This window comes from Lewinellaceae bacterium (genome assembly GCA_020636105.1).
Lineage (GTDB): Bacteria > Bacteroidota > Bacteroidia > Chitinophagales > Saprospiraceae > BCD1.
Map to the genome: position 1 here is coordinate 2,179,958 of JACJYL010000001.1, position 26,727 is coordinate 2,206,684.

22 protein-coding genes are annotated in these 26,727 nt (G+C 44.0%); 12 read left to right on the plus strand and 10 right to left on the minus strand.

The window, feature by feature from the left end; translation table 11 throughout:
- Position 1: 1 nt before the first annotated feature.
- Positions 2-523: a 16S rRNA processing protein RimM gene (gene rimM / locus H6571_08065; protein MCB9323685.1), complete on the plus strand. Its 522-nt coding sequence runs from the start codon at positions 2-4 to the stop codon at positions 521-523.
- Between the two features lie 270 nt (positions 524-793).
- On the opposite strand, the gene udk is transcribed toward rimM, so the two are convergent.
- Positions 794-1,423 carry a uridine kinase gene (gene udk / locus H6571_08070; GenBank protein ID MCB9323686.1) on the minus strand — a complete coding sequence of 210 codons (630 nt, stop codon included), beginning with the start codon at positions 1,421-1,423 and terminating at the stop codon, positions 794-796.
- A 437-nt stretch (positions 1,424-1,860) separates the two neighbouring features.
- Here udk and H6571_08075 point away from each other — a divergent pair, with 437 nt between their 5' ends.
- Entirely contained in the window at positions 1,861-3,993 is a 2,133-nt protein-coding gene (locus H6571_08075) for an elongation factor G (GenBank protein ID MCB9323687.1), read from the plus strand.
- Between the two features lie 76 nt (positions 3,994-4,069).
- Entirely contained in the window at positions 4,070-5,500 is a 1,431-nt protein-coding gene (locus tag H6571_08080) for a pyridoxal-dependent decarboxylase (protein MCB9323688.1), read from the plus strand.
- A 290-nt stretch (positions 5,501-5,790) separates the two neighbouring features.
- Here H6571_08080 and H6571_08085 read toward each other — a convergent pair whose 3' ends face one another.
- The 8 genes from H6571_08085 to H6571_08120 form a co-directional block, all read right to left on the minus strand.
- Positions 5,791-6,387 (minus strand): hypothetical protein, encoded by a 597-nt coding sequence (locus H6571_08085; protein MCB9323689.1) that lies wholly within the window; start codon positions 6,385-6,387, stop codon positions 5,791-5,793.
- Between the two features lie 209 nt (positions 6,388-6,596).
- Positions 6,597-14,030: an HYR domain-containing protein gene (locus tag H6571_08090; GenBank protein MCB9323690.1), complete on the minus strand. Its 7,434-nt coding sequence runs from the start codon at positions 14,028-14,030 to the stop codon at positions 6,597-6,599.
- A gap of 510 nt (positions 14,031-14,540) precedes the next feature.
- Complete coding sequence (locus tag H6571_08095) at positions 14,541-15,059, minus strand: phage tail protein (protein ID MCB9323691.1); 519 nt, start codon at positions 15,057-15,059, stop codon at positions 14,541-14,543.
- 30 nt (positions 15,060-15,089) lie between these two features.
- The gene (locus H6571_08100; GenBank protein MCB9323692.1) at positions 15,090-15,608 is read right to left on the minus strand and encodes a tail fiber protein; all 519 of its coding nucleotides are present in this window, start codon (positions 15,606-15,608) and stop codon (positions 15,090-15,092) included.
- 121 nt (positions 15,609-15,729) lie between these two features.
- Entirely contained in the window at positions 15,730-16,353 is a 624-nt protein-coding gene (locus tag H6571_08105) for a hypothetical protein (GenBank protein MCB9323693.1), read from the minus strand.
- A 91-nt stretch (positions 16,354-16,444) separates the two neighbouring features.
- Positions 16,445-16,960: a phage tail protein gene (locus tag H6571_08110; GenBank protein MCB9323694.1), complete on the minus strand. Its 516-nt coding sequence runs from the start codon at positions 16,958-16,960 to the stop codon at positions 16,445-16,447.
- 71 nt (positions 16,961-17,031) lie between these two features.
- Positions 17,032-17,574 carry a phage tail protein gene (locus H6571_08115; protein MCB9323695.1) on the minus strand — a complete coding sequence of 181 codons (543 nt, stop codon included), beginning with the start codon at positions 17,572-17,574 and terminating at the stop codon, positions 17,032-17,034.
- A complete protein-coding gene (locus H6571_08120; protein MCB9323696.1) occupies positions 17,478-17,873 on the minus strand; it encodes a patatin-like phospholipase family protein in 396 nt (131 codons plus the stop codon). Before H6571_08120 ends, H6571_08115 begins: the two co-directional genes overlap by 97 nt.
- Before the next feature lie 270 nt (positions 17,874-18,143).
- Here H6571_08120 and H6571_08125 point away from each other — a divergent pair, with 270 nt between their 5' ends.
- From H6571_08125 to H6571_08140, 4 genes are read left to right on the plus strand one after another with little or no spacing between them, the layout of a single operon-like run.
- Positions 18,144-18,599 (plus strand): hypothetical protein, encoded by a 456-nt coding sequence (locus H6571_08125; GenBank protein MCB9323697.1) that lies wholly within the window; start codon positions 18,144-18,146, stop codon positions 18,597-18,599.
- 11 nt (positions 18,600-18,610) lie between these two features.
- Positions 18,611-19,309 (plus strand): hypothetical protein, encoded by a 699-nt coding sequence (locus H6571_08130; GenBank protein ID MCB9323698.1) that lies wholly within the window; start codon positions 18,611-18,613, stop codon positions 19,307-19,309.
- Between the two features lie 32 nt (positions 19,310-19,341).
- Positions 19,342-20,124 carry a sensor histidine kinase gene (locus tag H6571_08135; GenBank protein ID MCB9323699.1) on the plus strand — a complete coding sequence of 261 codons (783 nt, stop codon included), beginning with the start codon at positions 19,342-19,344 and terminating at the stop codon, positions 20,122-20,124.
- Positions 20,117-20,797 carry a response regulator transcription factor gene (locus H6571_08140; protein ID MCB9323700.1) on the plus strand — a complete coding sequence of 227 codons (681 nt, stop codon included), beginning with the start codon at positions 20,117-20,119 and terminating at the stop codon, positions 20,795-20,797. The genes H6571_08135 and H6571_08140 overlap by 8 nt, the downstream gene beginning before the upstream one ends.
- A gap of 80 nt (positions 20,798-20,877) precedes the next feature.
- On the opposite strand, the gene sucC is transcribed toward H6571_08140, so the two are convergent.
- Entirely contained in the window at positions 20,878-22,080 is a 1,203-nt protein-coding gene (gene sucC / locus H6571_08145) for an ADP-forming succinate--CoA ligase subunit beta (GenBank protein MCB9323701.1), read from the minus strand.
- 300 nt (positions 22,081-22,380) lie between these two features.
- Here sucC and H6571_08150 point away from each other — a divergent pair, with 300 nt between their 5' ends.
- The 5 genes from H6571_08150 to H6571_08170 all read left to right on the plus strand — a co-directional run bounded on the left by H6571_08150 (position 22,381) and on the right by H6571_08170 (position 26,572).
- Positions 22,381-22,764 carry a hypothetical protein gene (locus H6571_08150; GenBank protein MCB9323702.1) on the plus strand — a complete coding sequence of 128 codons (384 nt, stop codon included), beginning with the start codon at positions 22,381-22,383 and terminating at the stop codon, positions 22,762-22,764.
- 319 nt (positions 22,765-23,083) lie between these two features.
- Positions 23,084-23,884 (plus strand): hypothetical protein, encoded by an 801-nt coding sequence (locus H6571_08155; protein ID MCB9323703.1) that lies wholly within the window; start codon positions 23,084-23,086, stop codon positions 23,882-23,884.
- A gap of 12 nt (positions 23,885-23,896) precedes the next feature.
- The gene (locus tag H6571_08160) at positions 23,897-24,850 is read left to right on the plus strand and encodes a M20/M25/M40 family metallo-hydrolase (GenBank protein ID MCB9323704.1); all 954 of its coding nucleotides are present in this window, start codon (positions 23,897-23,899) and stop codon (positions 24,848-24,850) included.
- Positions 24,851-25,268: 418 nt separating this feature from the next.
- Positions 25,269-25,691, plus strand: a complete 423-nt coding sequence (locus H6571_08165; protein MCB9323705.1) for a transposase — start codon at positions 25,269-25,271, stop codon at positions 25,689-25,691.
- Positions 25,688-26,572, plus strand: coding sequence for a DDE-type integrase/transposase/recombinase (locus H6571_08170; GenBank protein ID MCB9323706.1), 885 nt, complete (start codon positions 25,688-25,690; stop codon positions 26,570-26,572). The genes H6571_08165 and H6571_08170 overlap by 4 nt, the downstream gene beginning before the upstream one ends.
- The last annotated feature ends 155 nt before the right edge of the window (positions 26,573-26,727 follow it).

A 26,727-nucleotide genomic window follows, 5' to 3' on the forward strand; every position in this document is an offset into this window, starting at 1 on the left:
CATGGAAAAATACATACAAATAGGATTTGCCTTAAAGACCCACGGCGTGGGCGGAGAGATAAAATTCAACATCGAGGATGAGTACTGGGATGATTTTGAGGAAGCGGATGTTTTGTTCCTTGAGGTGTCAGGAAGGAAAACTCCTTATTTTGTGGAAGAGATCAAATCCGGGGGCAGTATGCTGCTGGTTAAGTTTGAAGACATCAATTCCCGGGAAGAGGCCAGCGCTTTGACCAGCCGACCTGTGTTTATGCGGGAGAAAGATATGTCAGAGAAAGAAGAAGAAGATCTTCGTGTAGAAGATATGTTCGACCTGCTGCCCGGTTATATGATAGTGGATATGTCAGGCAAGGAAGTGGGTGAAATCAAAGAAGTACTGGAGTTTCCCCAGCAAATAATGGCCGTTGTGGACTATAATGAGCGGGAAATTTTAATTCCCTTAAATGATGTTTTTATTAAAGGTATTGATCAGCGTAAGAAGGCTATTTTAATGGAACTGCCGGAGGGGATGTTGGAGCTTTAGATGGTTCCAATGGTTCAAGTTGAGCGCAGCGAAATCCTACCGGCAGGTCGGGATGGTTCAAATGGTTCCACTTCAGTCTTTTACATTTTACTTTTTAATGCAAACCAGGAAAATTCAATAGAAAAATATCCATAGAATTATCGAAAAATTCTCTGCGTTCTTGCGCTTTCTCTGCTCCCTTTACGGTTAAAAAATCAAAGTGGTTCAAAGAGTTCCAAAGAACTACTTTAATCTTTAGCCTTTAGTCTTTAACCTTTTATTCAAGCCGGTTCATTTCTGCTGTTTGTACAGGTAATTTTTCAAATACCCGGCCAATACCTCCAGGCCCATCTCAAAATTTTCATTATTATTGATCACTATATCCGCTTCCTGGGTATAGGGTTCGATGTATTTTTCATAGGCAGGCAAAACATGGTGCTGGTAGCGGTAAAGCACGTCATCCAGGGGGTAATTTCTTTCAATTTGATCCCGCTTGATACGACGGATGACTTTCAGGTTTTCCTTGGCATGGAGGAAGATTTTCAGGTCGAGGATATTCCTGATCTTTTTGAAGTGGAAGACGAATAAACCTTCTACCAACAGGATGGGGGCGGGTTTAAAGGTCAGCATTTGAGGGATGATCTTTTCGTTGTTAAAAGTATATTCCGGCCTTTGAACTACATTGCCTTTCATGAGATCCCTGATATCGTCGTAAAAGGCATCCTTATCAATAGACCGGGGGCGGTCAAAATTGATGATTCCTTTGTCGTCCGTTTCCTGTTCTTCTTTGGGACAATAATAATCATCCTGGGAGATCAGGCAAATTTCCTCTTCCCCAAACCGTTTTCTCAATTTCGTGATAAAAAGGGTTTTTCCGCTTCCGCTTCCTCCTGTAATGCCAATTACCAGTGGTTTCATGATTATTTTTGTGGTTGGAAAGATGAGTTTGAATTACCGGCTTACCCATTCAAATGTTACCGGGTATTCAAAATGATGGCTCAAATATACCTTATTTATCAAAAGTTTAAAATGTGACGGCATGTCTTTTATGTAAAATGATCCTGGTTTTATCCATGACGCCTTCACTCTCAATGGCCCAAAATGACACAACTGTTGTTTTTGCTTTTTATACGTTATTTTGTTTTGTATTTTTTTACATATTTCATACCTTCAACCGAATTTAAAAAGAGGGTCCAGCCTGAAGCAAAAATCCTTTTCGGGTTATTCGCAGCTGCCTTCCCTCCCTCTGTCAAAAGAGACAGTCATTGGATCAAGCCGAGAACTGTTCTTATCTGTTGCGAACCTTTCCCGGTCCACAAAATGAAAATTATTTTAACCAACATAAAAATTCAAACGATATGGGCTTCGACACCAAGGACATTCGGAATGTAGTTTTGCTCGGGCATCCGGGAAGTGGAAAAACGACTTTTGCAGAAACAATGCTATTTGAGGCAGGTGAGATTACTCGTCGTGGGACTGTAGAGGAAGGCAATACTGTTTCCGATTATTCCAATATAGAGAAAGAGAGAGGAAATTCAATATTTGGCAGTTTAATCCATGCCAACTGGAAGGATTCTAAAATTAATATTCTCGATACTCCGGGATTTGATGACTTCGTAGGGGAAGTGGTATCTGCCATGAAAGTGGCCGACACTGCGGTGATGATTCTCAATGCAAAGAATGGTGTGGAAGTGGGTACCGAGCTGGTTTGGGAATACGTGGAAAAATTTTCAACACCTTCCATGTTTGTTATCAACCAGATAGATCACGATAAATCTGATTTTGAAACGACTCTTGAACAGGCTCAGGCCCGTTTCGGAAATAAGGTAATTCCTTTTCAATACCCTTTAAATCAGGGAACCGGTTTTAATACCATCGTAGATGCCTTACGTATGACGATGTACGTATTTTCAGAAGACGGAGGAAAACCGGAAAAACAGCCCATCCCCGATTCCGAAATGGCTCGGGCCCAGGAAATGCATAATGCACTTGTGGAAGCTGCCGCGGAAAATGACGAAGAACTGATGAATAAATTCTTCGAAGCAGGAACCCTGACCGAAGAAGAACTTGCAGCAGGCCTACGTATCGCCATCGCCCACCAGGAATTATACCCTGTTTTTATCGCCTCTTCCACCAAAAATATGGGAAGTGGCCGGATCATGGGATTCATCAACGATATATGTCCTTCTCCTGCTGACAGACCTGCCGCAAGACTTGAGGGCGGAGGCACGCTGGAATGCAATTCAGGGGACGATACGACCATTTTTATCTATAAAACCGTCTCTGAACCAAGAGTGGGTAATGTCTCTTTCTTTAAAGTTTATTCCGGCGTACTCAAAGCAGGGGATGAATTAGTGAATATGTCAAACAGGGGAGCTGAACGTTTTGGCCAACTTTTCCTGTCCAATGGTAAAGATCGAAGCAATGTGGAAGAATTCAGGGCAGGAGATATCGGGGTAACGGTTAAATTGAAAAATTCTCATACCAATAATACTTTAAACACTAAAGGGGTCGATCGGGAAATCGAGAAAATTCATTTCCCTGAACCACGTGTCCGGGAAGCGGTTGTGCCTCCGGGCAAGGCCGAAATGGAAAAATTGATCAAAGCCCTCCACGTTTTGGTAGAAGAAGATCCAACTTTGGTGTTGGAACAATCCAAAGCTTTAAAGCAGGTATTGCTGCACGGACAGGGACAATTGCACCTTGATCTGGTCAAATACCGCGTAGAAAAACTCAATGGTGTGGTCATGGATTTCACTAAACCGCGTATCTCCTACCGGGAAACCATCACCAAAGCCGCCAATGCGGAATATCGCCATAAAAAACAATCCGGGGGGGCAGGGCAATTCGCCGAAGTGCATATGCGTGTTGAGCCTTATTACGAAGGTATGCCTGATCCTGCGGACCTTTCTGTTCGGAAAATCGAGATGGAAGAACTTCCATGGGGCGGTAAACTTGCCTACTACTGGTGTATTGTCGGGGGCTCCATTGATGCCAACTTCTCCAACGCCATTAAGAAGGGAATCATGCAGAAAATGGAAGAAGGACCTTTGACCGGGTCTTATTGCCAGAACATCAGGGTGTGTATCTATGACGGTAAAATGCACCCGGTTGATTCCAAGGATATTGCCTTTCTCATCGCTTCAGGGTATGCCTTTAAAAATGCTTTCGTGAATGCAGGCCCGCAATTGCTGGAGCCTATTTACGACCTGGAAGTTTTGTGTGGGGATGACACCATGGGGGATGTGATGGGAGACCTTCAGACTCGTCGTGCCATCATACAAGGGATGGATGCAGACGGCCACTATCAGAAAATTCTGGCCAAAGTGCCCCTGGCTGAACTCTACCAATATTCGGCCATGTTGCGTTCCCTGACTCAGGGACGTGCAAAGTTTCATATGTCTTTTGGCGAATTCGCCGCAGTGCCTCATGAAATTATGCAAAAACTGATCACGGAATACAAAGATTCTCTTGAAGAAGAAGAGCAATAAAAATTTTACTTTATTGAGTTAAATAATAAAAACGGCGACCGGTTTTCGGTCGCCGTTTTTGATTTACACCTAATTTATGAAATCACCACTACAAAAAGCACTGGATCCTTCTCTTTTCAGAGAACAGGCCCATCAATTGGTCGATATGCTGGCCGATTATTTTGAACAGGTACGAAAAGAAGGAAATATGCCTGTATTGGACTGGCAATCACCGGAAGCAGCTTTGGCAAAATGGCAACAAAAAATAGGGGAACAGGAAGAAAACCCAACTGCCTTATTTGAGGAGATTCTCAAAGATTCCATTCATATTCATTCTCCTCAATTTATGGGGCACCAGCTGTCTCCTGTGGCCCCCCTTGCCGTGACCGCCAATTTACTGACAGACTTTTTGAATAACGGTACAGGTATTTACGAAATGGGATCACCCGGCAGCATGATAGAATTTGCGGTGATCCGAAAAGTGGCCCAGGCCATGGGATTGCCGGAGGAGTCGGAAGGGTTTATCACCTCAGGAGGCACCCTGGCCAACCTGACCGCCCTGCTTGCCGCCCGCAGTTTTATGGCAAAAAATAATGTGTGGCAGGAAGGAAGCACCCAGGGCCTCGCCATCATGGTCACAGAACAAGCACACTATTCTGTAGACAGGGCCGTCAGGATCATGGGATGGGGAGAAGCAGGTATCATAAAAATCCCGGCAGATGATCAGTTTCGCATGCGTACCGATTTGTTGGAAGATTATTTTAAGCAGGCAACGGATGAAGGAAAACAAGTTATTGCTGTGGTCGGTTCCGCCTGTACTACGGCTACCGGTTCTTTTGATGACCTTTCTGCCATTGCCGGTTTTTGCGAAAAACACCATCTTTGGTTTCATGTAGACGGTGCCCACGGAGGAGCTTTATGTTTTTCTGAAAAATACAAGCATAAACTAAAGGGGGTGGAAAAGGCCCATTCCGTTATCATGGATTTCCACAAAATGCTGCTCACTCCGGTAGTGACCACTGCCGTAGTGTTCAGGGACAAAAAGCTGTCTTACCAGACTTTTTCTCAAAAAGCTTCTTACCTGTTCAATAAGACCGCCGAAGAAGAGTGGTTCAACCTTGGCCTGCGCACTTTTGAATGTACCAAACCTTCCTTTGCGATACAGGTGTACAGCCTCTTTCACACTTACGGGCAGGAGCTTTTTAATGAATTTGTCACCCAGGTGTGCGATGCAGGGGCCTTTTTTGGACAATTGATCGCGAAACGGGAATTTTTTGAACTGGCCGTTCAGCCGGAATGCAATATTGTTTGTTTTAGATTGGTAAAAAAAGGATGGTCTGCAGAAGCCCTGGATGAGTTGAACAGAAGCATCAGGAAAAGGCTCGTCGAAAGCGGGAAATTCTACATTGTACAAACACAGCTGAACGGAAGACAATGGTTACGCTCCACCTTGGGATCCCCCTTTACAGATGCCAGGCACCTGGAAGCGTTGTTGGATGAAATAGAAAGGCTTGGAGCGGAAAACTAGGGGTAAAAATGGATAAATTTAGGTGGTTCAAGTTGAGCGCAGTTGAACGGGGCGAAATCCCGTGCATGTAATGCCGGGGCGAAATCCCGACCGGCAGGTCGGGGTGGTTTAGATGGTTTAGAATCCAGTGAAAGCCAAATTGAAACCATTTTGGAACAACAAATATCCAACCTATTCAAAACACAGTACACCCGTCACTAATGGTTGAGGACTGGTAGAATAAGGCGATTAATTTTTATCAAATCACAATGACAAGCTGGTGGCTTCTTTCTATGGGCTATTTTTTGGGCTTAGTTTATTGAAATCCCCGTAATGATGTTTTGAGGTACGTAGGTGCCGTCTTTTTGATTAAAAATGGGCAATTCCTCAAACCAGACCGTGACATTCGTTCCTATCATTTTACTTTTTAGCGCGATAAGGGCTTCGTCTCCCTCAAAAGACCCTAACCAGACAAAGGATACCATCACTCCGTAATCCGTTTGTATGGTCAAAGTGGTCAAATCCGTGCCGGTAATGGAAGTTATTTTTCCGCTTACGGTGTTGGTTTCATCCACTGTTTCCTCAAAGTCTTCAGACAAACCGGCAATAGCCATTATGATATTGGGGCAAATGGTTGCCATTTTGGATCCAATCTTTTCTCCTACCGCTTGCATCGCCTCCTGGTCTGTTATTTCAATGTTCAGTTCTTCCTCGAACGCGGTTATATTTTTGATCAGGTGTTGGGTAAGGCAATCCGTCATGATATTCGTTATTTCATCAGAGGATTTATTTTTCAAATCTTTGGCCTCCATGCACTCACAGGTCAGTTGAGCCATTTCATCAATGATCCCCTGTGAAAGAAGGGGTAGTGTGAAAATAAAGGAAAGCAGGATAATGAAGATTCTCATAATTGTTGTTGTTTTGGATGATGTATTTGCTTAATGTACGAAGATAAAAAAGGTTTGGAAACTCCTGGATTTTAAGCCGATATTATTGGACGGAAGATTTAAGGATAAATGGTTTGTCTGCAACTAAAGCTTTCCTGGGTAATTGATCTTAAAAAAAGGTGGACCAGTTCGAACAACTGATCCACCCCTCATATAAAATCAAAACCAATTTACTTACTAAAAACGATCTGCTGGCTGATCTGCTCACCGTTGGAAGCCAATCGGAGCAAATAAACGCCTTGTGCCAGATTTGTCATGTCGGTTGTGATCATAGGAGTTTCGAGCAAGGCGATCTTTTGGCTCCATACGATCTCGCCCAGGGTATTGTATAGTTCCAGCTCTATGGGCTGATCCATATAGTTGGTCAGATCAATATTCAAAATACCTGATGTCGGGTTCGGATATACATTCAATCCTTCTTTAGTGGTGACGGAAGTTTCCATGACATCCTGATCCGGCGATGCCGCAAAAGGAATATTTCCTCCTCCGGTCGTTGGGAGGTAACTGCAATTCAGGTTCCAGTTCCAGATCACATGATGATCCGATGCCACCTCGTCTTTGCTGATGAATATTCCCGTCATGTAAGTCGTCAGGGAGGCGCCGGAATCACTTACGTTAAGTCCCTCAGGTGCATAGATGCTCAAGGTGACCACCGAGCCCTGACCTATACTGACCACATCTGATGCATAAATCACACTGGTATAACCGTCCGGATTCACCGTATTGCTCTGCCCGATGCTCATCTTGCGACGGATTCTCATTTCTGTCGGCTGATTGAAAATGATGGTGGCATCTTTTTGTGTGACCAGGTTCTTTATGAAGATCTGGGCATTGGCTATGATCAGCGTCGCCCCTGCTCCTACCGTTACATACCCGTAATTGCTTCCGGAAAGTGTCACTGTAGCATTCGCCGGTACATTGATATTGTTGAAAGCATTGTACGGATTGCTCAGGAAAGCAGGTAATGTCACGTTGAAGTTCGCATTGATAAAATTGTTCACAAAACTGCTGCCATCTACCGTCACACCGGCGGCATTCGCCCGCATGAAAGTCAGGATGGAGGAATTTTGAGAAATGACACACTCATTGGCATTTTTGACGCCCACGCCACCACCGAGCACATCGGATTCATACATCTCTAATCCCTTTCCGGAAATGATGGTATAAGCAGAAAGCAGGGTGGAAATATCCACATTCACGGTCGTCGAAACTTCAGTGGAACATCCCAGTGCATCCGTTACCACCACACTGTAGGTGCCGTTGGCCGGAGCAATAACCGTCGGGCTGTCGCCCAAACCGTCAGACCATGCAAAGGTCAGCGGATAGGTCAGCGCCTGTGGATTCAGCACATTGGCCGTCAGCACCTTGATGCCCTGGCACCAGGTCGGCAGGTTTGTCTGACTGATCGTCACTTGAGGGACCGGATTGATGGTGATGGTAAAACTACAAGATACCGATAAGCCGGCGGCATCGTAGAAAGTATAAGTGGCCGTATAAGTACCCACTGCGAAGAAGTCTCCCGGGTTGTAGTTGTTGACCGTTGAAACCACACCGCAGTTGTCATCCGCTGCAGGAGGTGTCCAGGAAACATTCTGGGCTCCGCAAAGGGTAATGTTGCCAGGACAAGGCGTGGTCAGCCATGGAGCCTGGGTATCATTAACAATAATATCAAAGGTACAAACATCCGTCAGGCCGGCTGCATCTGTGGCCGTACAGGTCACGGTAGTCGTTCCGACCGGGAAGAAATCCCCTGAAGATACCTCGGTAAGCGGGCCGCCACCTGGTGCTGGTGTTTCCACACAGAAAGGCGTCTTTTCAAAAGAAGAAAACGAACCTCCCTGGGCGAAGGTCTGTCCATTGCTGGACAGGGCGTAAGAACCACTGCCGTAGGTACAGCACATGCCGTCTCCTGCAGAGTCCTTGATCAAAAACAGATATTCCCCATCCGGAAGATTGATCGGAATGTTCAGCGTGGAACCATCCGGTTCAGATCCATAGGTGCCTCCTGAAGCGACCATAATTTCTTGCGGCAATTGCAGGATCATCCAGGACGTTTCCTGAGGATAATTATCAAAAGTCAGACTGAGATTGAGGTTGTTGGTAGCGCAGTTGCCTGAGCCGCCGCCATTGTCGCCACCGATGGTGCAGACCACGGTTACATCGCCACAATTATCCGTAGCACTGACATTGAAGGGTACATTCGCACCACAGACACCCGGATCGGTGCCTGATGATATAGGACTAATTGGGCAGGAAATGGCAGGGTCTTCATTATCATTCACAGTAATGATCAAATCACAGTAATCGAATAAACCTGACTGGTCCTGTGTCCTCCATTCTATCTTCCACGTTCCGACACCAAGGGTGATTTGCGGATCATAAGGAATGTATGGAATGTTGAACCAATCTGAAAAACTACCGATCTCCGCATTTCCGTTATCCGGATCGACTTGTATGCTTCTGAAGCCGAGGGCGACAATGGAACAATTATCATTATAGGCTGGCCAGGGAAGATCCACTAAGGCACCACATTGCCCCGGATCATTATTAACACTAAAACCAGCAGGACACTCGATACTCGGTGGAATATTATCAATCACCATGACGGTAGTTGTACATTCATCAACGGCCCCATTGATGTCAGTAACGGTAAGTGTTACAGGAATATACTGGGCCATGTCACTACAAGTATAAATGTACTCACTGAGGGTCATAGGGTATTGAAATCCACAATCAGCTGTACTGTTATCATTAATTTGATCCACCGAAAGGGAAGCGAGTCCGTCTTCATTCAGGTAAATGGTTGCTGGTTTACAAATAGCATCGGGTGGAGCACAGCAGAAAGCATTTGGGTCTGCTATAGTTACCGTTGTCATACAGGTGGTTGGGGGTGAATAAACATCATAAAAATTATCTGCTGCAGTCAAGGTAACTGATACCGTACTGCCAACGTCATCACAGTTGAAGACATTTGGAAGGACGCTTAAAGTGAAACCTCCGCATGAATAGGAACCCCCGTCAATCGCGGCAGGATTCAATATAGTGTTTCCGTCACTGGTTAGATCCACGGTTACCGGGCCTGTTTTACATACGGCCACTGCCGGTTTGTCCTCAATCACTTCTATCCGAAATCTACAATAAGTGTTATTACCCGCCAGGTCAAAGGCCCTAACGAAAACCGTAAAAGTATCTATAGGAAAAAAGCTTCCTGGATCGACTGTGTTGCCGAGGTTGTTAGTGTATGTGACATTGACTACGCCACAATTATCGGAAGAGGGAGTGGTATAATTCACCACTGTTCCACATTCTCCTTGAGTATTGCCTACCGTAATATTTTGGGGACAAGTGATTGCCGGGGCTTGAGTATCATTTACGGTAACGGTGAAAGTACAGGAGGCTGTACGATTAGTGGCATCAGTTGCCGTAGCCGTTACGGTAGTAGGAGAACCTGCCGGGAAGAAACTTCCCGAAGGTATTGAATAGTCAATGGTTACCGCTGTACAATTATCGGTCGCCGTGGCAGCAAAAGACACATCCGCTCCACATTGTCCAGTGTCATTACCAACGGTAATATTTGCAGGGCAATTTATATCGGGATCTTCATTATCATTCACCGTAACCTTAAAAGAACAGGTTGCCTGATTACCTGCGGCATCCGTGGCAGTTGCTGTTACATTAGTCATTCCTCCGGAGAAAATGGTTCCCGGATTTTGAGAAAAGGTGACAATAGCTGTGCCACAATTATCCGTCGCCGGTACACTAAAAGATACGTTAGCTCCGCAAATTCCTGAATCGTTATTTACCGTTATGTCAGCAGGACAGACAGGAACGGGTAATGTATTGTCGATCACCGTAATGGTTTGGGTGACAGGGGTTACATTGCCTGCAGGGTCCTGAGCATGATAAGTTCTGGTAATGACCAGAGGGTCGCCCGCAGATCCTGCGCCGCCATTGTTTACGTCTCCAAAAAAGGTGACGGTGACCACGTTACCGCAGGGAACGGGGGTCATGGTCTGTAATGGATTCAGATCTCCCGGCGATTGGGGCCCGTCGGCAAAGGTGAAGTCTATGCCTTTTCCTCCGGTACCATTTCTGGAGAGGCTTTCGCCAATAGCCTGGGTGTTCGGTTCTGTCACTCCGATATCTGTTGAGGTCATACCAGCTGCGGGCCCGTTATTGGCCGTAAAAACACCCCCGTAACTGAGGAATTCTATTACATTTGTTCCGTTCTTGACCAGGGCAAGCCCGTCGGGATTTCCATTTTGTATGCCTGTTTTCGCAAAGGAAAGCGCACCAAAACCGGTACTTTCGTTGTCAATAATGCCGCTCAATACCTGAGGAGAGTCGTAAGTATTACTATTTGCGCCATTATAGTAGACAATGGAATAACTGCTTAGATCAGTTCCCGCAGGCCCCGCTACTTCAATAAATTCTCCAACGTCAGTCCCTGTATTATCATAATGCAATTCATTGATCCAGACTTCGCAGGTGGCCGTACAATTGTCGGTAAAGCCTGTCACAAGAGAAATGTCCGGAGCGGGTATTTCACTGGGACAGGAAAAATTTAAGGGAGGGAGGGTTACATTTCCATTCGGCCCCATCGTATCGTCAATGATGAACGTCTGCTCACAAGTCGTTGTGGAAGGGCATTCATCCGTTACGGTAAAAGTTCTTGTTACGGTAAACGGGAAAGTGCCGGATACGGCATCCATATAAGTTATATTGGTAATGGTTCCTCCTGAATTGATGGTTCCTCCATCCGCCAGAAAATCAGCTTCACTGATCGTCTGTGCCGTTTCCGAATAGGGGAGGCTGGAGGCCAGGATGACGTAATAGGGACTACATCCTTCGAGAGAAAGCTGATCGGCAGGACAGGAAATGGATAGTAAAATTTCGATATTTGCAAAAGCAGTCGTTGACAGATCAGCATTGCCCTGGGCGTGAAGCCAGTTCGTAGTATTTTGGAAATCTGCCTGGACAACGGAGACATTTCTTCCCGCAGGGTTATATTCCGTTCTGTTGGGTTGTGAAGCCGAAAAGCCGTCTACCAGGATGGAACTTGGGTAAATCGTGGAAGGATCTTCGGAGGCAGGAATATTCCCCCCAGGAGCACCGGATGCACCAGTGTATAGGGCAGCGATTATTTCCGTTACGCCGTTTTCAGGATCGTCATCATCATCCAGATAGGCGTACAATTCGTCCCCGTCCGTGCCAAATGAAAATTCTGTTGCCAGCAGGGAAAAGGTGCCACAGGTGCCGCTGTTGCAAGTCAGGGAAAATACATTTTCTGCCGTTTCTTTGACAAAGAACACATCGCCCTGGTTCACTCCGGAAGGAGCCGTCCATTTGACTACGGTTTCATTTATCCCGAATAGGAAGGTGTTATTATCAAAAGGTTTATCGGTAAAATAAATTTCGGTGCCCGCTGGTATATTGGTCAGGGCAACGAAAGAAAAACCATCAGGGTTGACATGATTCATTCCTGTAATGGCCACCAGTGGGCAGGTAGACGGTCCAACATCATCATTGTTGATGGTGCCTGTGGCCGAACCCGGGTTGCCGGCATCGTAATTGGCACCGCTGGCAATGGAAAGGATGACCGTTTCGTCCGGCTCCAGATCAGAGTCCCCGATCGGGGTTACCGTAATAGTATTACTGCCTGTTACATTGGGTATGGTAACTACCCCGGTGGTCCCATTGAAAGAAGAATTGCCTATCTGGGTGGTAACCGTATAATCCGTCAAATAGGTGGCTGTGCCCGATACATCAAAGCTGACATCAAAGTCCCCCATCGGAGGACCGTTCAGCGTAAAAGTAAAGACGATAGGGGTGCCGGAATCTTCATCAACGGATGCCGGAGAAACGGTGACGGTTACTGGAGGGTTTACATTTCCTTCACAAATGATAATATTGCTAAATGGGGTAGTGGACAGGTCTGCATTGGCCGCACCGTGATCCCACTTGCTTAAATCTTCAAAATTCCCTTGGGAAACGGTTACGTTCCGGAGGCCAGGTTTGTATTCTGTCCTGTTGGGCGCACCATCCAAAACACTCCATCCATCCACCACTACCGCTTTTGAATAAACGGTGAAGGGATCTTCAATTGCTGGAATATTGCCACCTGAAACCGAGCTTGTTCCTGTGTATAAAACAGAATATATTTCAGAAATGCCATTGGTAGGGTCATCGTCGGTATCTGCGTAAGCAGAAAATGCCGCACCGTTTGTAGCTATTGAAAAATCCGCTACTATATTGGCCAGCGTGCCACAAGTTGCACCCGTGCCATCTGAACAGGATAAAGCGTACGCATTGCTATTGTTTGATGTTTCCTTCACCACGAAAACATCTCCGCGTTGCACACCTGATGGAACTGTCCATTTTAAAACAGCATCAGTGGCAACAGTATATTTTAAGGAGGTATTATTAAATGTAGCATCTGTGAAATAGACAAAAGATCCTGCTGAGAGATCTGTCAGGGCCACAAAGGAAAAGCCATCCGCATCGGTATGGTTGACACCTGTGATGGCTACCAATGGGCAGGAAACCAATTTGTCGTCATTGGCAATGGTGCCGGTGGCTCCTCCACCCCCAAGATCGTAACCTGTTCCGGTGGTCGGGGTGATGGTTACTGTTTCGTAAGGTTCTAAAACACTATCTTCTACCGGGTTGAGGGTCAAAGTAGCTGTACCTGAAGTGGAAATCACTATGGTCCCGGTGGCGCCCGATATGGTTCCACCGGAGGCAGTATAATCAGAAGGGAAGCTGGCCGTTCCTCCCACACTGAAATTGATGGTTACATTGCTTGAAGGCGCAGGTGTAAGGGTGAATACAAAGCTAAGATTGGGGCCGTTATCTTCGATCACCGGACTATTGGTTGGGCCGGTCATCGTTAAAACCGGGTTGGAGGGAGCCGTAAAGGGGACCCTGGAAAGCGCCGTATTACCAGTACCCTGGTTATAATTACTGGCAGGGCCCTCAAGTGCCGCAATGATGGAAGCTTTACTTGCTCCTACACTGGAGCGAAGGCTGTTCTTAAAATCAATATAATCTATAGTGATATCACTATTAAGGTTGTCTACAATTACCGCGTTAGGAAATTCTCCTAAAGGGTTCGTAGCTCCATCGCTGCCAATGGCTCCTGAGGTAATTAAAGCAGCATATATTTCAGTGACTCCGGAGCTGGGATCATTATTATTATCGGCATAGGCATAAATGGTTTCGGCCGATGTGCTGGCTAAGGAAACGTCGCCGTTCAGGCTACCCCAGGTTCCACAGGTGGCACCGGATCCGTCAGTCCCCCCAATATTACATATCATCGTCATGTTATTCGTTGATGACTCGGTAAAAACTACGACATCCCCCAGGGACAATCCTCCTGCGGGGGTTGTGTAAGCCCAGGCCCCTTCATTTATTCCAAAAGAACCACTTCCCAAATAGGGTTTGTCAGTGAAATAAATAGTGGTGCCACCAGGTATGGTTTCCAGAGCAACAATGCTGTACCCATCGTTGGTAGTGCCATTGTAGCCTATAATAGCAACTTTCTGTGCGTGTATTGTTCCCCAAAAAGCCAGGAACATAATAATGAACAAAGTAATTTTTTGCATGGTAATTGATTTAAAAAACATTCAGGTGGTTTGTTTATTGGTCATTAAGTTCGTGTTTCTTCGGTACGTATTCCCAAAAGGGAACAAAGTCAAATGTGTCTGTGTAAATGTTAAAAAAAACCATTTAGAGATCCACTGCAAACAAAAGTGAACCTATTTGAATAGGGGGAGGAGATAAGAAGGTTTTTCGATTTGAATTGTACCTGTTCGTCTGTATTACGGTGAATCCTTTTTAAGGTTGCATTTTTTGGGGTGTTTTTGAAAAAAAATCAAAGGAAACCCGGGCGTTTTTCACCTACTTCCAAAAGGTTATAAAATATTTCAGCCCTCGAAAAAATGGATCCTTTTTCGGGTTTTGTTTCGATGTAAAGTTGGGCAAAGGAAGGAACAGAAAAAAGCGTATTTCTACCTGTTTTTACATTAGGCAGGTTTTGCGGTTTATCTCTTTTGTTAAAGAAAAATCCCGAATTTCATCTGGTCAGATAAAATCCGGGATGAACTGTTTGTGCATTAATTCCTTGAAGGGAAAACGCCATACAGGCAAATAGACACATAAATTCCGAGGAAAGGATTCCGGTTGTTGAAACCCTGACTACCGCCATTATTGGCAGAGGTGATCGCTCCGGCATTAAGGGTTGTACCTGCAGCATCTTCTGCAAATAACGTTCCACTGGAGCCCAGGAAATGACCGGCGCCGGATTCTTCAGCTGTGCCGCCGAGATTCATGGTGGTTACGTGATTGTGTGAAGGCATATTGGCCACCGAAAGGGTTACCGTTTCCACTCCTCCTCTTTCTCCCCAACTAATATCACTCAGTCCGGGGCCATTTCCTACATGTACAATCGACCTTCCTCTGAGATCAGGAAGCTGGAAAGTGGTTCGCCCGTCTCCTCCAAAGGTAGTGCCCAATAGAGAAAATAAGGCTGTGTTTTGTGATATAGCAATCAACTGACCATCACAAAAGGCCCAGTTCCGGGGCGCAAAATTGAATCCAAAGGCCTGAATTTGGCCAATAAAAGCTTGATCCATAATAATTAGATTTTGTTTTTGATTAATAAATTAACTTCTGGAAGGGAAAATTCCCTCAAGGGCAATACAGACATAAATACCCTGGAAAGGATTTCTGTTGTTGTAGCCTTGTCCTCCTCCCGTTTGGCCGGAAGTGATGGCATTTGCATTTAAAGTACTGCCTGCTGCTACATCTTCAGCGAATAACGTGCCACTGGAGCCAAGGAAATGCCCGGCACCTGATTCTTCCGCTGTTCCACCAAGGTTCATAACGGTGGGGTGATTGTGTAAAGGCAGGTTGGCTGCTGAAAGGGTAACTGTTTCCCAACCCGCTTTTTGTCCCCAGGAAATGGGACTCAGCCCTGGCCCGGAGCCAACATGCACGATGGAGCGTCCCCTCAGATCTGGCAGCCCAAAAGTGGAGCGCCCGTCTCCGCCGAAGGTAGTGCCTAACAAGGAAAACAGCGCTGAATAATTGTTGATGCTCAGTAATTGCCCGTCACAGGTAGCCCACCCCCGAGGGGCGAATCCGCAACCGAACGCTTGAATCTGACCAAGAAAAGGATTCATGATATGAAAGTTTTTGGTGTAATAAAATGGTTTGTTGAAAAAAAGCCTGGAAAAAGCCCGGGTTAATAAATGACCCGGACTTCAAAATTTCCAAACGTATATTTTGGAGACGACCGGAAGGTCATCCTGTTCTGCAAATGATGCCAATCTCGTTTTGGGTTCTTATGATTTCCCGGTCGGACAGGTTTTCGTTGGGCAAAATGTAAAATTTGCACAAATGATCACCATGCTTTTCGGAAAGACCATTGATCTTGCTGATATTATTGTTGGAGGCGTAAAGGGTCTGAAGGTTGGTAAGTCGTGCTATAGGCATCAGGTCGGTTACGTCATTGTTCTGAAAATAAAGGTCTTTCAGATTGAACATGTTTTCTATGCCGTCCAGAGATTTGAGTTGGTTGTCATAAACAAACAAATATTCCATCTGGGTATGCCTTTTTAATTCCGTGAGCCCGGTAATTTTCATGTGGGTCAGGGAAAGATATTTCAGATGGTAAAGTGGAACGAGGCCGGAGAGGTTCGTCAGCGGATTTGAAATATTGGGATTTTGGGCCAGGGGGCCTGCAAACCGGAGGGTGTCTGCCTGGATCAGGAGAAGCATCAGTTCTTCGTCCCTTGGCGGTTCAATGGATGGGCCTTTTCCAAAGACAGCTTCATTATAGGCGAATTTCCATTGCATTTCCAGATCCTGCCACCATTTACGGGCGCGTAACAATTCTTCAGGAGCTGTTTTTACAATTATTTGCATAAGTATAATTTTGTTTGTTTTAAAATACGTTTGGCTGATCAAAAAATGATTACTCCTCTGCTACAGTAACAGAGGAGCAAATTCATTACGATTAATTTCTGGAAGGGAAAATTCCAACAAGGGCAATACTTACGTAAATACCCAGGTATGGGTTCCTGTTGTTGAAACCCTGACTACCGCCATTATTTCCAGAAGTAATGGCTCCGGCATTAAGGGTTGTACCTGCAGCATCTTCTGCAAATAACGTTCCACTGGAGCCCAGGAAATGACCGGCGCCGGATTCTTCGGCTGTGCCGCCTAGATTCATTACAGTGGCGTGGTTGTGTGAAGGCATATTGGCCACCGAAAGGGTTACCGTTTCAACCCCTCCTTTTGCTCCCCATCTGATATCACTCAACCCGGGGCCATGACCTGCATGCACGATCGAACGACCTCTGAGTTCGGGTAATCCGAAGGTGGAACGTCCGTCACCTCCGAAAGTGGTGCCCAAAAGAGAAAACAAGGCTGTGTTTTGGGCGATGGAGAGTATTTGCCCGTCGCAAAATGCCCATCCACGCGGTGGGAAATTAAAGCCAAAGGCCTGAATTTGACCAATAAAAGGATCCATAATTATATAGGTTTAAGTAGTAAAAAAATAAAATGAATGTTGCTTAATCTTTGCTCATGATTTTTTTGGGGTCAGGTTCTTGCCGGGTAAATTCCCTGTAAGGCAATGATATAATGGATACATTGGAAGGGCGGCATATGGTCAACGGGCTGGTTTTTTCCGGACGATTCGGTAGACACTTCTTCAAATACTTTGGACGATATTTTTCCCGACTGGCTGTCTGCCCATAAATTTGCGCTTTGCCGGGTAATCAGCACCGAGGCCGTAAAACTCATTTCCGCTTCTTCATAGACAATTGGAATATCCATGGTGGAAGAAACCGCATGGGAATGTACCGGCAATTGATCCTGCCGGATGACTATTGTTTCTGTGCCCCCTGTCTCACCAAGAGTTCTTTTTGTCAGGCCCACTCCTGAACCCGGATGTACCGGGACTCTTCCCCGGAGATCCGGAAGCCCGAAGGTAGTGGTTCCGTTGCCCCCGAAGTTTGTACCCAGTATGGAGTACAGGGCTGCATTCACCTCAATAGACAACAACTGACCATTGCAGAACGACCAGCCTTTGGGTGCAAAATTGCCGGCAAAGAGGATGATTTCTCCAATAAATGGTTCCATAAGCGTTGTTTTGGTTTTGAAGTAAAAAGCCCGTATTTTGTGGCAATCCGGAGCGGATTTTTATGATCCTCAAAAGAGCTGAAATCGAGGTCAAAAACATTTTTTTTGATTTCCGCCGCAGTATACCTGAGTGAAACCAGCCAAGGGGTAATGGCACCGGCTGAAGTGCCTGCCACGTTTTCAATTTTGTCAAGCATTTTAAGATTATCCAAAACCTCAAGTGCTCCTACGTAAGCAATTCCTTTAACGCCTCCCCCTTCCAGGATGAGATTGGTAATAGGTAAATGGGTGTTTGACATTTATAGTTCTCGGTTTTATTATAATGTTCCAATTAACACTACATGCAAACTTATACTTAATTACCTTCGGGCGAACCCGTATAAATACCTGTTTTGGGAAAAAATCACCCGGGTAATGGGTATTTGGGCTGTGAAAAATTTAAAAATATGGGTTGTTTTTGTCGAAAATTCGGATGCTTTACATTTTTTCAGACAAAAATTTGTAGGTTTAGGGTTTAGAATCGAATGTCTTTAAATATTCTAATTGTCATTTTAAAACACCTAATCAAAATGAAAAATCTAACCATTCGCCTTGTATTCTTTTGCATGGTCATGTTGGTTTATGCATGTAACCAGGGGGAGCAATCCGCCGAAAAATCCAATCTCCCTTCCGAAAAGGAGTCTGGTCTGACTGAAAATCAAAAGACATTCAGGAGTTCAACAATGGATACCATTTCATTAGATACTTTTAGAGTATGGAGTGCCAACTGGAAAAATCATGGAGCCACCTGGCTGGCCAGCGACAGTTTGTACGCTTTTAATTTACCGGATATCGATTTAACGGAAGTCTTGGGGGAAAGGCCCGATAGTGCTCGTTATTATATCGGACTTGAATCCAATGAAAAGGGAGGTTATAATGCCAAGCTGATGTTGGTTGGGGTGAAAGCGGGAAAAGATATGATCAATTATAACAAAGGGCATTACGTTTACGATTTATCTACGGCATGCCCTCCTTTTTGTCACTAAAACATGCAGCTTTGAAGGATATTACTCCGGATAAAATTTTATTGACACTTACTGTTGGAATCAGCATTCTTACAGCTTTAGTCTTTTTGTTAAAAAACAGGGGCTTCAGTATTCTTGTCAGGAGGTTTGGGGCTTATGTAGTGGCCGTGGCATTGTTTGAATTGTTAAGCTATTCTCTTGTTTTTGTTTTCCAAAACAGCAATAACAATCTCTATCTTCTCCACCTTTATACCTTGGTCGAATTTGTCCTCATCGGGTTGTTTTTTGCCAAACTTTTTGATCTTTTTGAATGGAAAATGCCCTTTGGCCTTATCATTTTCATTGGAAGCATTTTAATTATATTGAATTCCATATTTATTCAGCCGTTAGACGAGTATAACAGCTTTTCCAGAACGCCAGTCCAATTGGTATTCATGTTGGGCTGTTTTGCCGCATTTTATTTTTTCACCCACCGTAATTATCCCTATGCAGACAGGGGGATGGTGAAAATGTTCCTTATTGCTTTACTGCTGAAATATTCCGGATCATTATTCCTATATTTGTTTGGCAACCAGATTTCCCTATTACAAATCGAAACGCAAAAAGCCCTCTGGCTCGTCAATGCATCCCTCAATTTTATTGCCCAGGTCATTATCCTGATCGCTATTTTGGGATGGATTATTGCGGATAAAAAAGACGACAAGGAAACTTTAAAACAAGAATATTTTTAAACCTTTTGGCCTTTTAAATTATTCTCTTTTACATGAATGATAATGAATTTATTTTATTCATTGTGGTTTCCGTGGCAATTATGCTAGTGTTTGCATTTGGATTGATCATTTTTTTCAGTACTTCACAGAAAAAAATTCAAACGGAAAAATTAAACAATCAACAGATAAAAATTGATTTTCAGAAAAAATTGCTTGAAAGTACCGTTCAGACACAGGAAAAGGAACGGGATCGCATTGCCCGGGAACTTCATGATGATGTCGGATCTAAGCTTAATGTAATCCATATTAACCTGCATTTGCTCAAAAAAGCCATCGCCAAAGGGAATGATATTGAACAAATACTGGATCACATACAATCCTCACTGGACGAAAGCATCCAGACTTCCAGGGATATTTCACATGAATTGATGCCGCCGGTGTTGAGTAAATTTGGCATTCACAGCGCGATGGAAGACCTTGAAAATTCAATCAACAGGACCGGAGTATTTAAATTGGCCATCAATAGTGCATTCGAATGGAAATTAAAGGACAATATGCAACAGTTACATCTGTACCGGATCGTTCAGGAACTGTTGCAAAATGCTTTGAAACATGCCAAAGCAAAATCTGTAAGCATAAATTTTGAAAAAAAAGGAAAATTGCTTTGCCTGGATTACTATGACGACGGGGTGGGCTTTCCCGGGGAAGACCTGAGTAAAGGCCTTGGCCTCAATAACCTTGAGACCAGGGTTCAGGTGTTGAATGGTAGCTGGAAAATAAATCGTGAATTGTCAAAAGGTGCTGAAATAAAAATAAGGATCCCTCTTTATGAATAAAAAATATAAAATTGCCATTACCGATGATGAGGCCCTTTTCCGGAAAGGAATGGAAATGATTCTTTCCGATTGTGATGAGTGCGAGGTGGTTTTTGAAGCCGAAAACGGCCAGGAATTGTTAAATCAGCTGGAAACAACGGAAAAGGCTCCCGATGTGATTTTACTCGACCTCCAGATGCCAGTCATGGATGGTGTGGATACCCTCAAGGCCTTACAGGGAAAATATTCCGAGCTAAGGGTAATCGTTTTGACTTCTCATTACAATGCTTCGATGATTCTTAGGCTGGTAGAGGAAGGGGCATCAGCATTTTTGCCTAAAAATGTCGATCCAGATGAATTGATCAGAACCATCCAAAACGTGGTGGATAAAGGCTTTCATTACAATTCTTACATTGTTCAACTCCTTCGCGAACGGATGTTGTTTGGGAAACCCCGGACTTTAGTTCTCGTAGAGGAACTGACCAAACGGGAGAAAGAAATCCTTTTGCTGATCTGCGACCAGTACACCAATAAAGAGATTGCCGATAAACTTTTCATCAGTTCCAGAACGGTGGAAGGGCATCGAAATAAAATGCTCGAAAAGACCCAGTCCAAGAATACCGTTGGCCTGATCATTTATGCCATTGAGCATGGCCTGGTCAGTGTGAAGGTGTCGAATATGCTTAATAAATAATTTAAGCTACAAAAAAAAATCCCGAATTTTTGCCTTCAGGTAAAATTCGGGATTCAGGTTGGGTTTTAATTTAACCCTGATCAGGCGACCAGCTTTTTGACCAGATCGGCTGCTTCCTGCAGCAAAATGGCCGAGTGTACGGAAAGACCTGATTCATCGATAATCTTCTTGGCAATATCGGCATTGGTACCCTGGAGCCGGACGATGATCGGCACTTTGATATTCCCTATGTTTTTATAAGCATCCACAACGCCCTGTGCCACGCGGTCACAACGAACGATGCCCCCAAAAATATTGATGAGGATAGCTTCCACCTTCGGGTCTCTGAGGATGATGCGGAATGCCTGTTCAACGCGTGCAGCATCAGCGGTACCTCCTACGTCCAGGAAGTTGGCCGGCTCTCCGCCAGACAATTTGATGATATCCATGGTGGACATGGCCAGACCGGCGCCGTTCACCATGCATCCCACATTTCCATCGAGGTTGATGAAGTTGAGACCGTAACTTTTTGCTTCCACTTCTGTAGGATCTTCTTCCGAGGTGTCTCTCAATGCTTCCAGATCCTTATGGCGGAAAAGCGAATTTTCGTCCAGTGTAACCTTACAGTCCACTGCAACAATATGATCGTCACCTGTTTTCAGGCATGGGTTGATTTCAAAAAGAGAAGCATCAGATCCCACAAAGGCTTTATATAAATTCGTAATAAATTTGGTCATTTCTTTAAAGGCCTGGCCACTCAATCCAAGGTTGAAGGCCACTTTTCTGGCCTGGAAAGGCAGAAGCCCCATGAGCGGATCGATGTATTCCTTGTGCACCAGGTGCGGTGTTTGCTCTGCAACTTCTTCAATATTCATTCCTCCTTCTGTGGAATAAATGATCACATTACATTTGCGTTCACGATCCATCAGGATTGAAACGTAAAATTCTTTACAGGCGTCAAAATCTGGAGCGTACACATCCTCGGCGATCAGCACTTTTCTTACCAGTTTACCTTCGCCATTCATACCTCCCGGAGTTTGGGGCGTTTTGAGCATCATCCCGATAATGTTTCCGGCATGGGTCTTCAAATCGTCCATGTTTTTAGCGAGTTTTACCCCCCCACCTTTTCCACGGCCACCGGCATGGATTTGAGCTTTAACGACGGCAAAAGCGGTGCCGGTCTGTTCCTGGAGGCTTTCAAAAGCTTCAACAGCCTGGGCTACATTTTCTGCAACAATGCCTTCCTGGATAGCAACACCATAGCTTTTGAGCAGTTCTTTTCCTTGATATTCGTGTAAATTCATATTGCTGGATACTTGTTTCTCGTTACTGGTTACTTGTTTCTCGTTACTGGTTCAAAATCAAGCAACCAACAACCAGTAACCAGTAACCAGTGACTAGTTTAAAAATCAGCCCAAAAGTAAGTTAAATAAATTAAAAACCGTAACCTCTAATTTTAAAAATTGAAATGCCCTTTCGGATAACCCGCCTTCCTGATAAAAGTCACCTGAATGCCTTGATTTTAATCATGCGCTTCCTGGAAGGAATTAATCAACTTGGGAAGGAAAGAATTGACCATTTTGATTCACAAAAAATTTTTAGCAATGCCTGTAGAAAAAGTTGACGTAAGAAATTTGCACCATGAAAACAAAGTCTGGAAAAATGAACTACTTTTCGTAGCCGACGAAATCCAGATTTATGAAAACCGTTTGTCGGATCTCGTTTCTGAAAAAGCAAGCCCGCAAATGCTTAAACGCCTGGAACAATTCCAAAATCAATTCATTCGTGAGAAAGAAGTGATCGACCAGTTAAAACATGATGTCAACAGCCATGAACATACTTTGGTGGAATATGTACGCTCCGAAACAGGAAACGAAGATTTGCTCGTTTCCAAACATGAGGAAATGAATGAAAGGATGATTATTTTCCGGAAGATATTTGCCGGGATAAAAGATAAGTTTTACCATTTTCTGGCTGAGTATCTGTAAGGCTTAATAGCTAAACTGATTTAATTGGTTTAAATGGAACAGTCAGGCTTGTCCAGGGGATAGGTTTGACTGTTTTTTAATGCGAGAATGTAAGGAAGTCCAAATTTCATCAAAAGAAAAAAACGCCTGAATCCTGGCCATCCTAAAACCCTTTAAATCCTGATCCTGGTTCCGAGATGACACCTTTTGCCTGCCCTCATTACCCACCCGGCGAAGATGTCACCTCAGGCATCAAGCAACAAAATTCCCAAACCGATTTATTCCACATCCCGACCAATAAACTATCTTTACCAACATTATTCACCTTAACCTGGCAAGCATGGACCAAAAAACATTCAAACGCGAGCTGAAGCACCGCATCACCCTTGGGCTAAACTATGGTTTGCAATCCATTGAGGAAGTTCTTAGCGAAGACTCCATCCTGATGAATGAATTCGTCAGTTTCAAAAGCCAGTACAACGACCTGAATCGCATGGCCAGCCAAAACATTTTGCCTTATGCGGCCATAGAACAGGGTTTTAACAAAATAAGAATCGGCCTCATTGACATCATCGACAGGATGGAGGAAGAAGATACCCTGCTAAAAGAAGAACTCCCGGAACTTCGTAACAATGAACTGCAATTCAGGAAAAACAACTTTTTTGAATTGCTCGATCTTCACTACTCCAACCTTTCCAACATCACCCTGACCCTTGAATATTCCTATAACGATCAAAAAGAGACCCAGACTTTCAAAGGCATTGATGCCATCATAAAAATTTACAAAGAATTCTTTGAATACGGGTTCAAGGATCAGGCTACCTTTGGCGCAAAGACCCCACTGGAGATCCAGGATTTTTGCAGTGATTTCTTCGACACCAAATTCTCCAGGATGACCCCATACCTGAAAACGGTCAGGTTCATCCTGGAGTACATTCTTGCAGAAAAGATGGAACAGTCTTTTTTTCTGGGCATCTTCAAATCGGTCCTTTCCACCTATGAATTATTGTTCATTTTTTATTTCGCTATCAGCGGCATGGAACCCGGATTTAGTAAATTACTCCTGCAGGCCGGTTTTTTTGATGAACGGTTCATCAACAAACTCCTGGCCAAAGAACACTTCGATCTATTAACAAAATAACGAATTTTCCAAATGATGAGAATAATAGCCTTAGGCTTCTTTTTAACGCTCCTGGCAGCCTGCCACACCACCCGATCCCTGAATTTTGAATCCATGGAATCCATCCAGCCGTTGCAGGAAACGGAAAGATTGATCACCACCTTAGCTTCTGATGAAATGCAGGGGCGTAACGTGGGCACGGCAGGCATAGAAAAAGCAGCGGTATTTATAGAAACTTATCTGCGGGAAGCTGGTGTGAATCCTTTTTTTGGCGAAACCTTTCGGGATGAATTTACCTCCGGATCAACCCTGACAAACAATATTGTAGGGATAATCCCGGGAACCGATAAATCCATTGAAAAAGAATACATTCTGATCGGTGCCCATTATGACCACCTCGGCATGATCGACAATTCAGAGGATATGGTGTACAACGGGGCCAATGACAACGCCAGCGGCGTCACGGCCGTATTGCAAATGGCTACCGCCGCCGCAAAATTTACCCCCAGGAGGAGTATCCTCATCGCACTGTTCTCTGCCGAAGAAAAAGGCATCCAAGGATCTGCCCACCTGGCGGAAAAACTGGAACGGGAAGGGATAAAACCACTTTGTGTCATCAATATGGAAATGGTAGGCAAAACGCTGACCGATCAGCCGGGTAAAGTTTATATGACAGGTTATAAAAAATCGAATATGGCTCAAGAACTGAATGATCTTGCCGGGGATGAATTTGTCCGATTCCTGGAGTCAGAAAGCAGATACGCCTTGTTTTACCGCTCCGACAATTTTCCTTTTTTTAAAAAAATGAATATCCCCTCCCACACCTTTAGCTCCTTTGATTTCACCAATTATAAATATTACCATCAGCCTGGAGACGAAGTAGAGCAGCTGGACTTACCCAATATGAACAACATCATCCATAAAATGACCTTTGCCCTTTTAAAACTGGCCAATGAGGATCAACCCGGCATTCAATTGAACGATTAAAACGATAAGCATACTACAACCACATAGCCACATAGTTCATAAAGTCATTTGCCCCAACGACAAACCAGTAACCAGTAACCAGCACAAACACCACATAGGCATATAGCACACAAAGCCATTTCCCTCAACAAGTAACCAGTAACCAGTAACCAGCAACAAGCAACGAGTAACCAGACACCACATAGCCACATAGTTCATAAAGTCATTTGCCCAAAGAACAATGCAACGCTCCTTTATTCAAGTTTCCCCCAACGAGAAACCAGTAACCAGTAACCAGCAACGAGTAACCAGTAACCAGCAACCAGACACCACATAGCCACATAGTTCATAAAGTCATTTGCCCAAGAACAATGCAACGATCCTTTATTCAAGTTTCTGTCATTGCCTAAAATAGCTTGACCAAAAAAGTCAACTAAACATGGCAAACAAAAATAACAAAAAGTTTCAAAAACAACCAAATAGCAATAGGACTTTCAGTGAATCCTTTAAAAGGAGCAAAGTTAAAGACCTGGTTTCAAGACGAATAAAGGTACGAGATATATGTGAGCTATATGAAGTATCACGAACAAGTGTATATAAATGGATATATTTGTATTCTGACAGTACAAAAGAAGTAAAGACAGTAGTACAAATGGAAAGTGAAGCACAAAAGACGAAAATATTAATGCAACGATTGTCCGAATATGAACGCATAATCGGACAAAAACAGATGACAATAGATCTCTTGGAGAAGGGGTACGAGTTTGCGAGTGAAGATCTGGGTTATGATGTAAAAAAAAAGTACGTACTCCAACCCTGGAATGGTTCCGAAAACACCCTGACGAACACGGATATAAAATGAAGACATTATACAGTTTATCGGGGATCAGCAAACAAGGGCATATGGATGCCCTGAAACGGGAACGAGAGCAATTATTAAAAGCTCCCCTTTACATAGGTTTTATTGAGGAGATTAGGGAGATGCATCCGGGGATGGGCCTGCGCAAGATATATGAACAGTTCGAACCAGAAGGCATTGGACGGGATGCTTTTATAATATTAGGTTTACGCGAAGGCTATCGTTTACGGGCCTTAGAAAGTCCCTATAAGACTACTTACAGCGATAAGGGAAGTCAATATGGTAATGTACTGATAGGAAAGAGGTTTACAAATGTCAACCAATTATGGGTTAGTGACCTTTTTTATTTTCCATTAGGGGGACAGCATTATTACGTTGTATTAATAATGGATGTTTATTCTCGACGGATCATAGGATATTCGGTTTCTGACAATATGCGGTCAGAGAATAATATTGCTGCATTAACAATGGCACTCAACCTCAGAGGCATTGATGATTATAATAATGAGTTGATTCATCATTCTGACAGAGGTTCGCAATATACGAGTACTGATTATACGAACTTACTTAAATCCTATGGCATAAGGATCAGTATGTGTACTAACGTACTTGAAAATGCACATTGCGAGCGGGCAAATGGAACCATAAAAAATGAATACCTCAAAAGGTGGAGTATCCAAAATTTTGGACAGTTAAAGAAACGAGTAGCCATGGCTGTTGAAAACTACAACAACCGTTTACACAATTCTTTAAAGATGACACCAATGGTTTATGAAACATATATCAAAGACCTAAAGGAAAAAGAAAGACCCGAAATGGAAGTCTTTACAATAAACAAAATGTTAGATAATCCAATGCAACTTGAATTACAATTTGATTTATAATTAATTAAAATTGGTCAAGCTATTTTAGGCATTGACATTCCCCCAACCAGTAACCAGTAACCAGCAACCAGCAACCAGCAAATGGTCACCTAATCAGTCATAATGCGTAAAAATGATCATAAAACGAGGAAACATTCTTTTTTTTGTTTTGTTTT

What these genes read in the sequence shown, in the direction of transcription:
- H6571_08105 (MCB9323693.1), bottom strand. Translation starts at nt 16,353, where the DNA reads ATGCAAATAATTGTAAAAACAGCTCCTGAAGAATTGTTACGCGCCCGT.
- H6571_08160 (MCB9323704.1), top strand. Translation starts at nt 23,897, where the DNA reads ATGATGAGAATAATAGCCTTAGGCTTCTTTTTAACGCTCCTGGCAGCC.
- H6571_08075 (MCB9323687.1), top strand. Translation starts at nt 1,861, where the DNA reads ATGGGCTTCGACACCAAGGACATTCGGAATGTAGTTTTGCTCGGGCAT.
- H6571_08095 (MCB9323691.1), bottom strand. Translation starts at nt 15,059, where the DNA reads ATGGATCAAGCTTTTATTGGCCAAATTCAGGCCTTTGGATTCAATTTT.
- H6571_08155 (MCB9323703.1), top strand. Translation starts at nt 23,084, where the DNA reads ATGGACCAAAAAACATTCAAACGCGAGCTGAAGCACCGCATCACCCTT.
- H6571_08140 (MCB9323700.1), top strand. Translation starts at nt 20,117, where the DNA reads ATGAATAAAAAATATAAAATTGCCATTACCGATGATGAGGCCCTTTTC.
- H6571_08090 (MCB9323690.1), bottom strand. Translation starts at nt 14,030, where the DNA reads ATGCAAAAAATTACTTTGTTCATTATTATGTTCCTGGCTTTTTGGGGA.
- H6571_08170 (MCB9323706.1), top strand. Translation starts at nt 25,688, where the DNA reads ATGAAGACATTATACAGTTTATCGGGGATCAGCAAACAAGGGCATATG.
- H6571_08115 (MCB9323695.1), bottom strand. Translation starts at nt 17,574, where the DNA reads ATGGAACCATTTATTGGAGAAATCATCCTCTTTGCCGGCAATTTTGCA.
- H6571_08110 (MCB9323694.1), bottom strand. Translation starts at nt 16,960, where the DNA reads ATGGATCCTTTTATTGGTCAAATTCAGGCCTTTGGCTTTAATTTCCCA.
- H6571_08125 (MCB9323697.1), top strand. Translation starts at nt 18,144, where the DNA reads ATGAAAAATCTAACCATTCGCCTTGTATTCTTTTGCATGGTCATGTTG.
- sucC (MCB9323701.1), bottom strand. Translation starts at nt 22,080, where the DNA reads ATGAATTTACACGAATATCAAGGAAAAGAACTGCTCAAAAGCTATGGT.
- H6571_08120 (MCB9323696.1), bottom strand. Translation starts at nt 17,873, where the DNA reads ATGTCAAACACCCATTTACCTATTACCAATCTCATCCTGGAAGGGGGA.
- H6571_08135 (MCB9323699.1), top strand. Translation starts at nt 19,342, where the DNA reads ATGAATGATAATGAATTTATTTTATTCATTGTGGTTTCCGTGGCAATT.
- H6571_08165 (MCB9323705.1), top strand. Translation starts at nt 25,269, where the DNA reads ATGGCAAACAAAAATAACAAAAAGTTTCAAAAACAACCAAATAGCAAT.
- H6571_08085 (MCB9323689.1), bottom strand. Translation starts at nt 6,387, where the DNA reads ATGAGAATCTTCATTATCCTGCTTTCCTTTATTTTCACACTACCCCTT.
- rimM (MCB9323685.1), top strand. Translation starts at nt 2, where the DNA reads ATGGAAAAATACATACAAATAGGATTTGCCTTAAAGACCCACGGCGTG.
- H6571_08080 (MCB9323688.1), top strand. Translation starts at nt 4,070, where the DNA reads ATGAAATCACCACTACAAAAAGCACTGGATCCTTCTCTTTTCAGAGAA.
- H6571_08100 (MCB9323692.1), bottom strand. Translation starts at nt 15,608, where the DNA reads ATGAATCCTTTTCTTGGTCAGATTCAAGCGTTCGGTTGCGGATTCGCC.
- H6571_08150 (MCB9323702.1), top strand. Translation starts at nt 22,381, where the DNA reads ATGCCTGTAGAAAAAGTTGACGTAAGAAATTTGCACCATGAAAACAAA.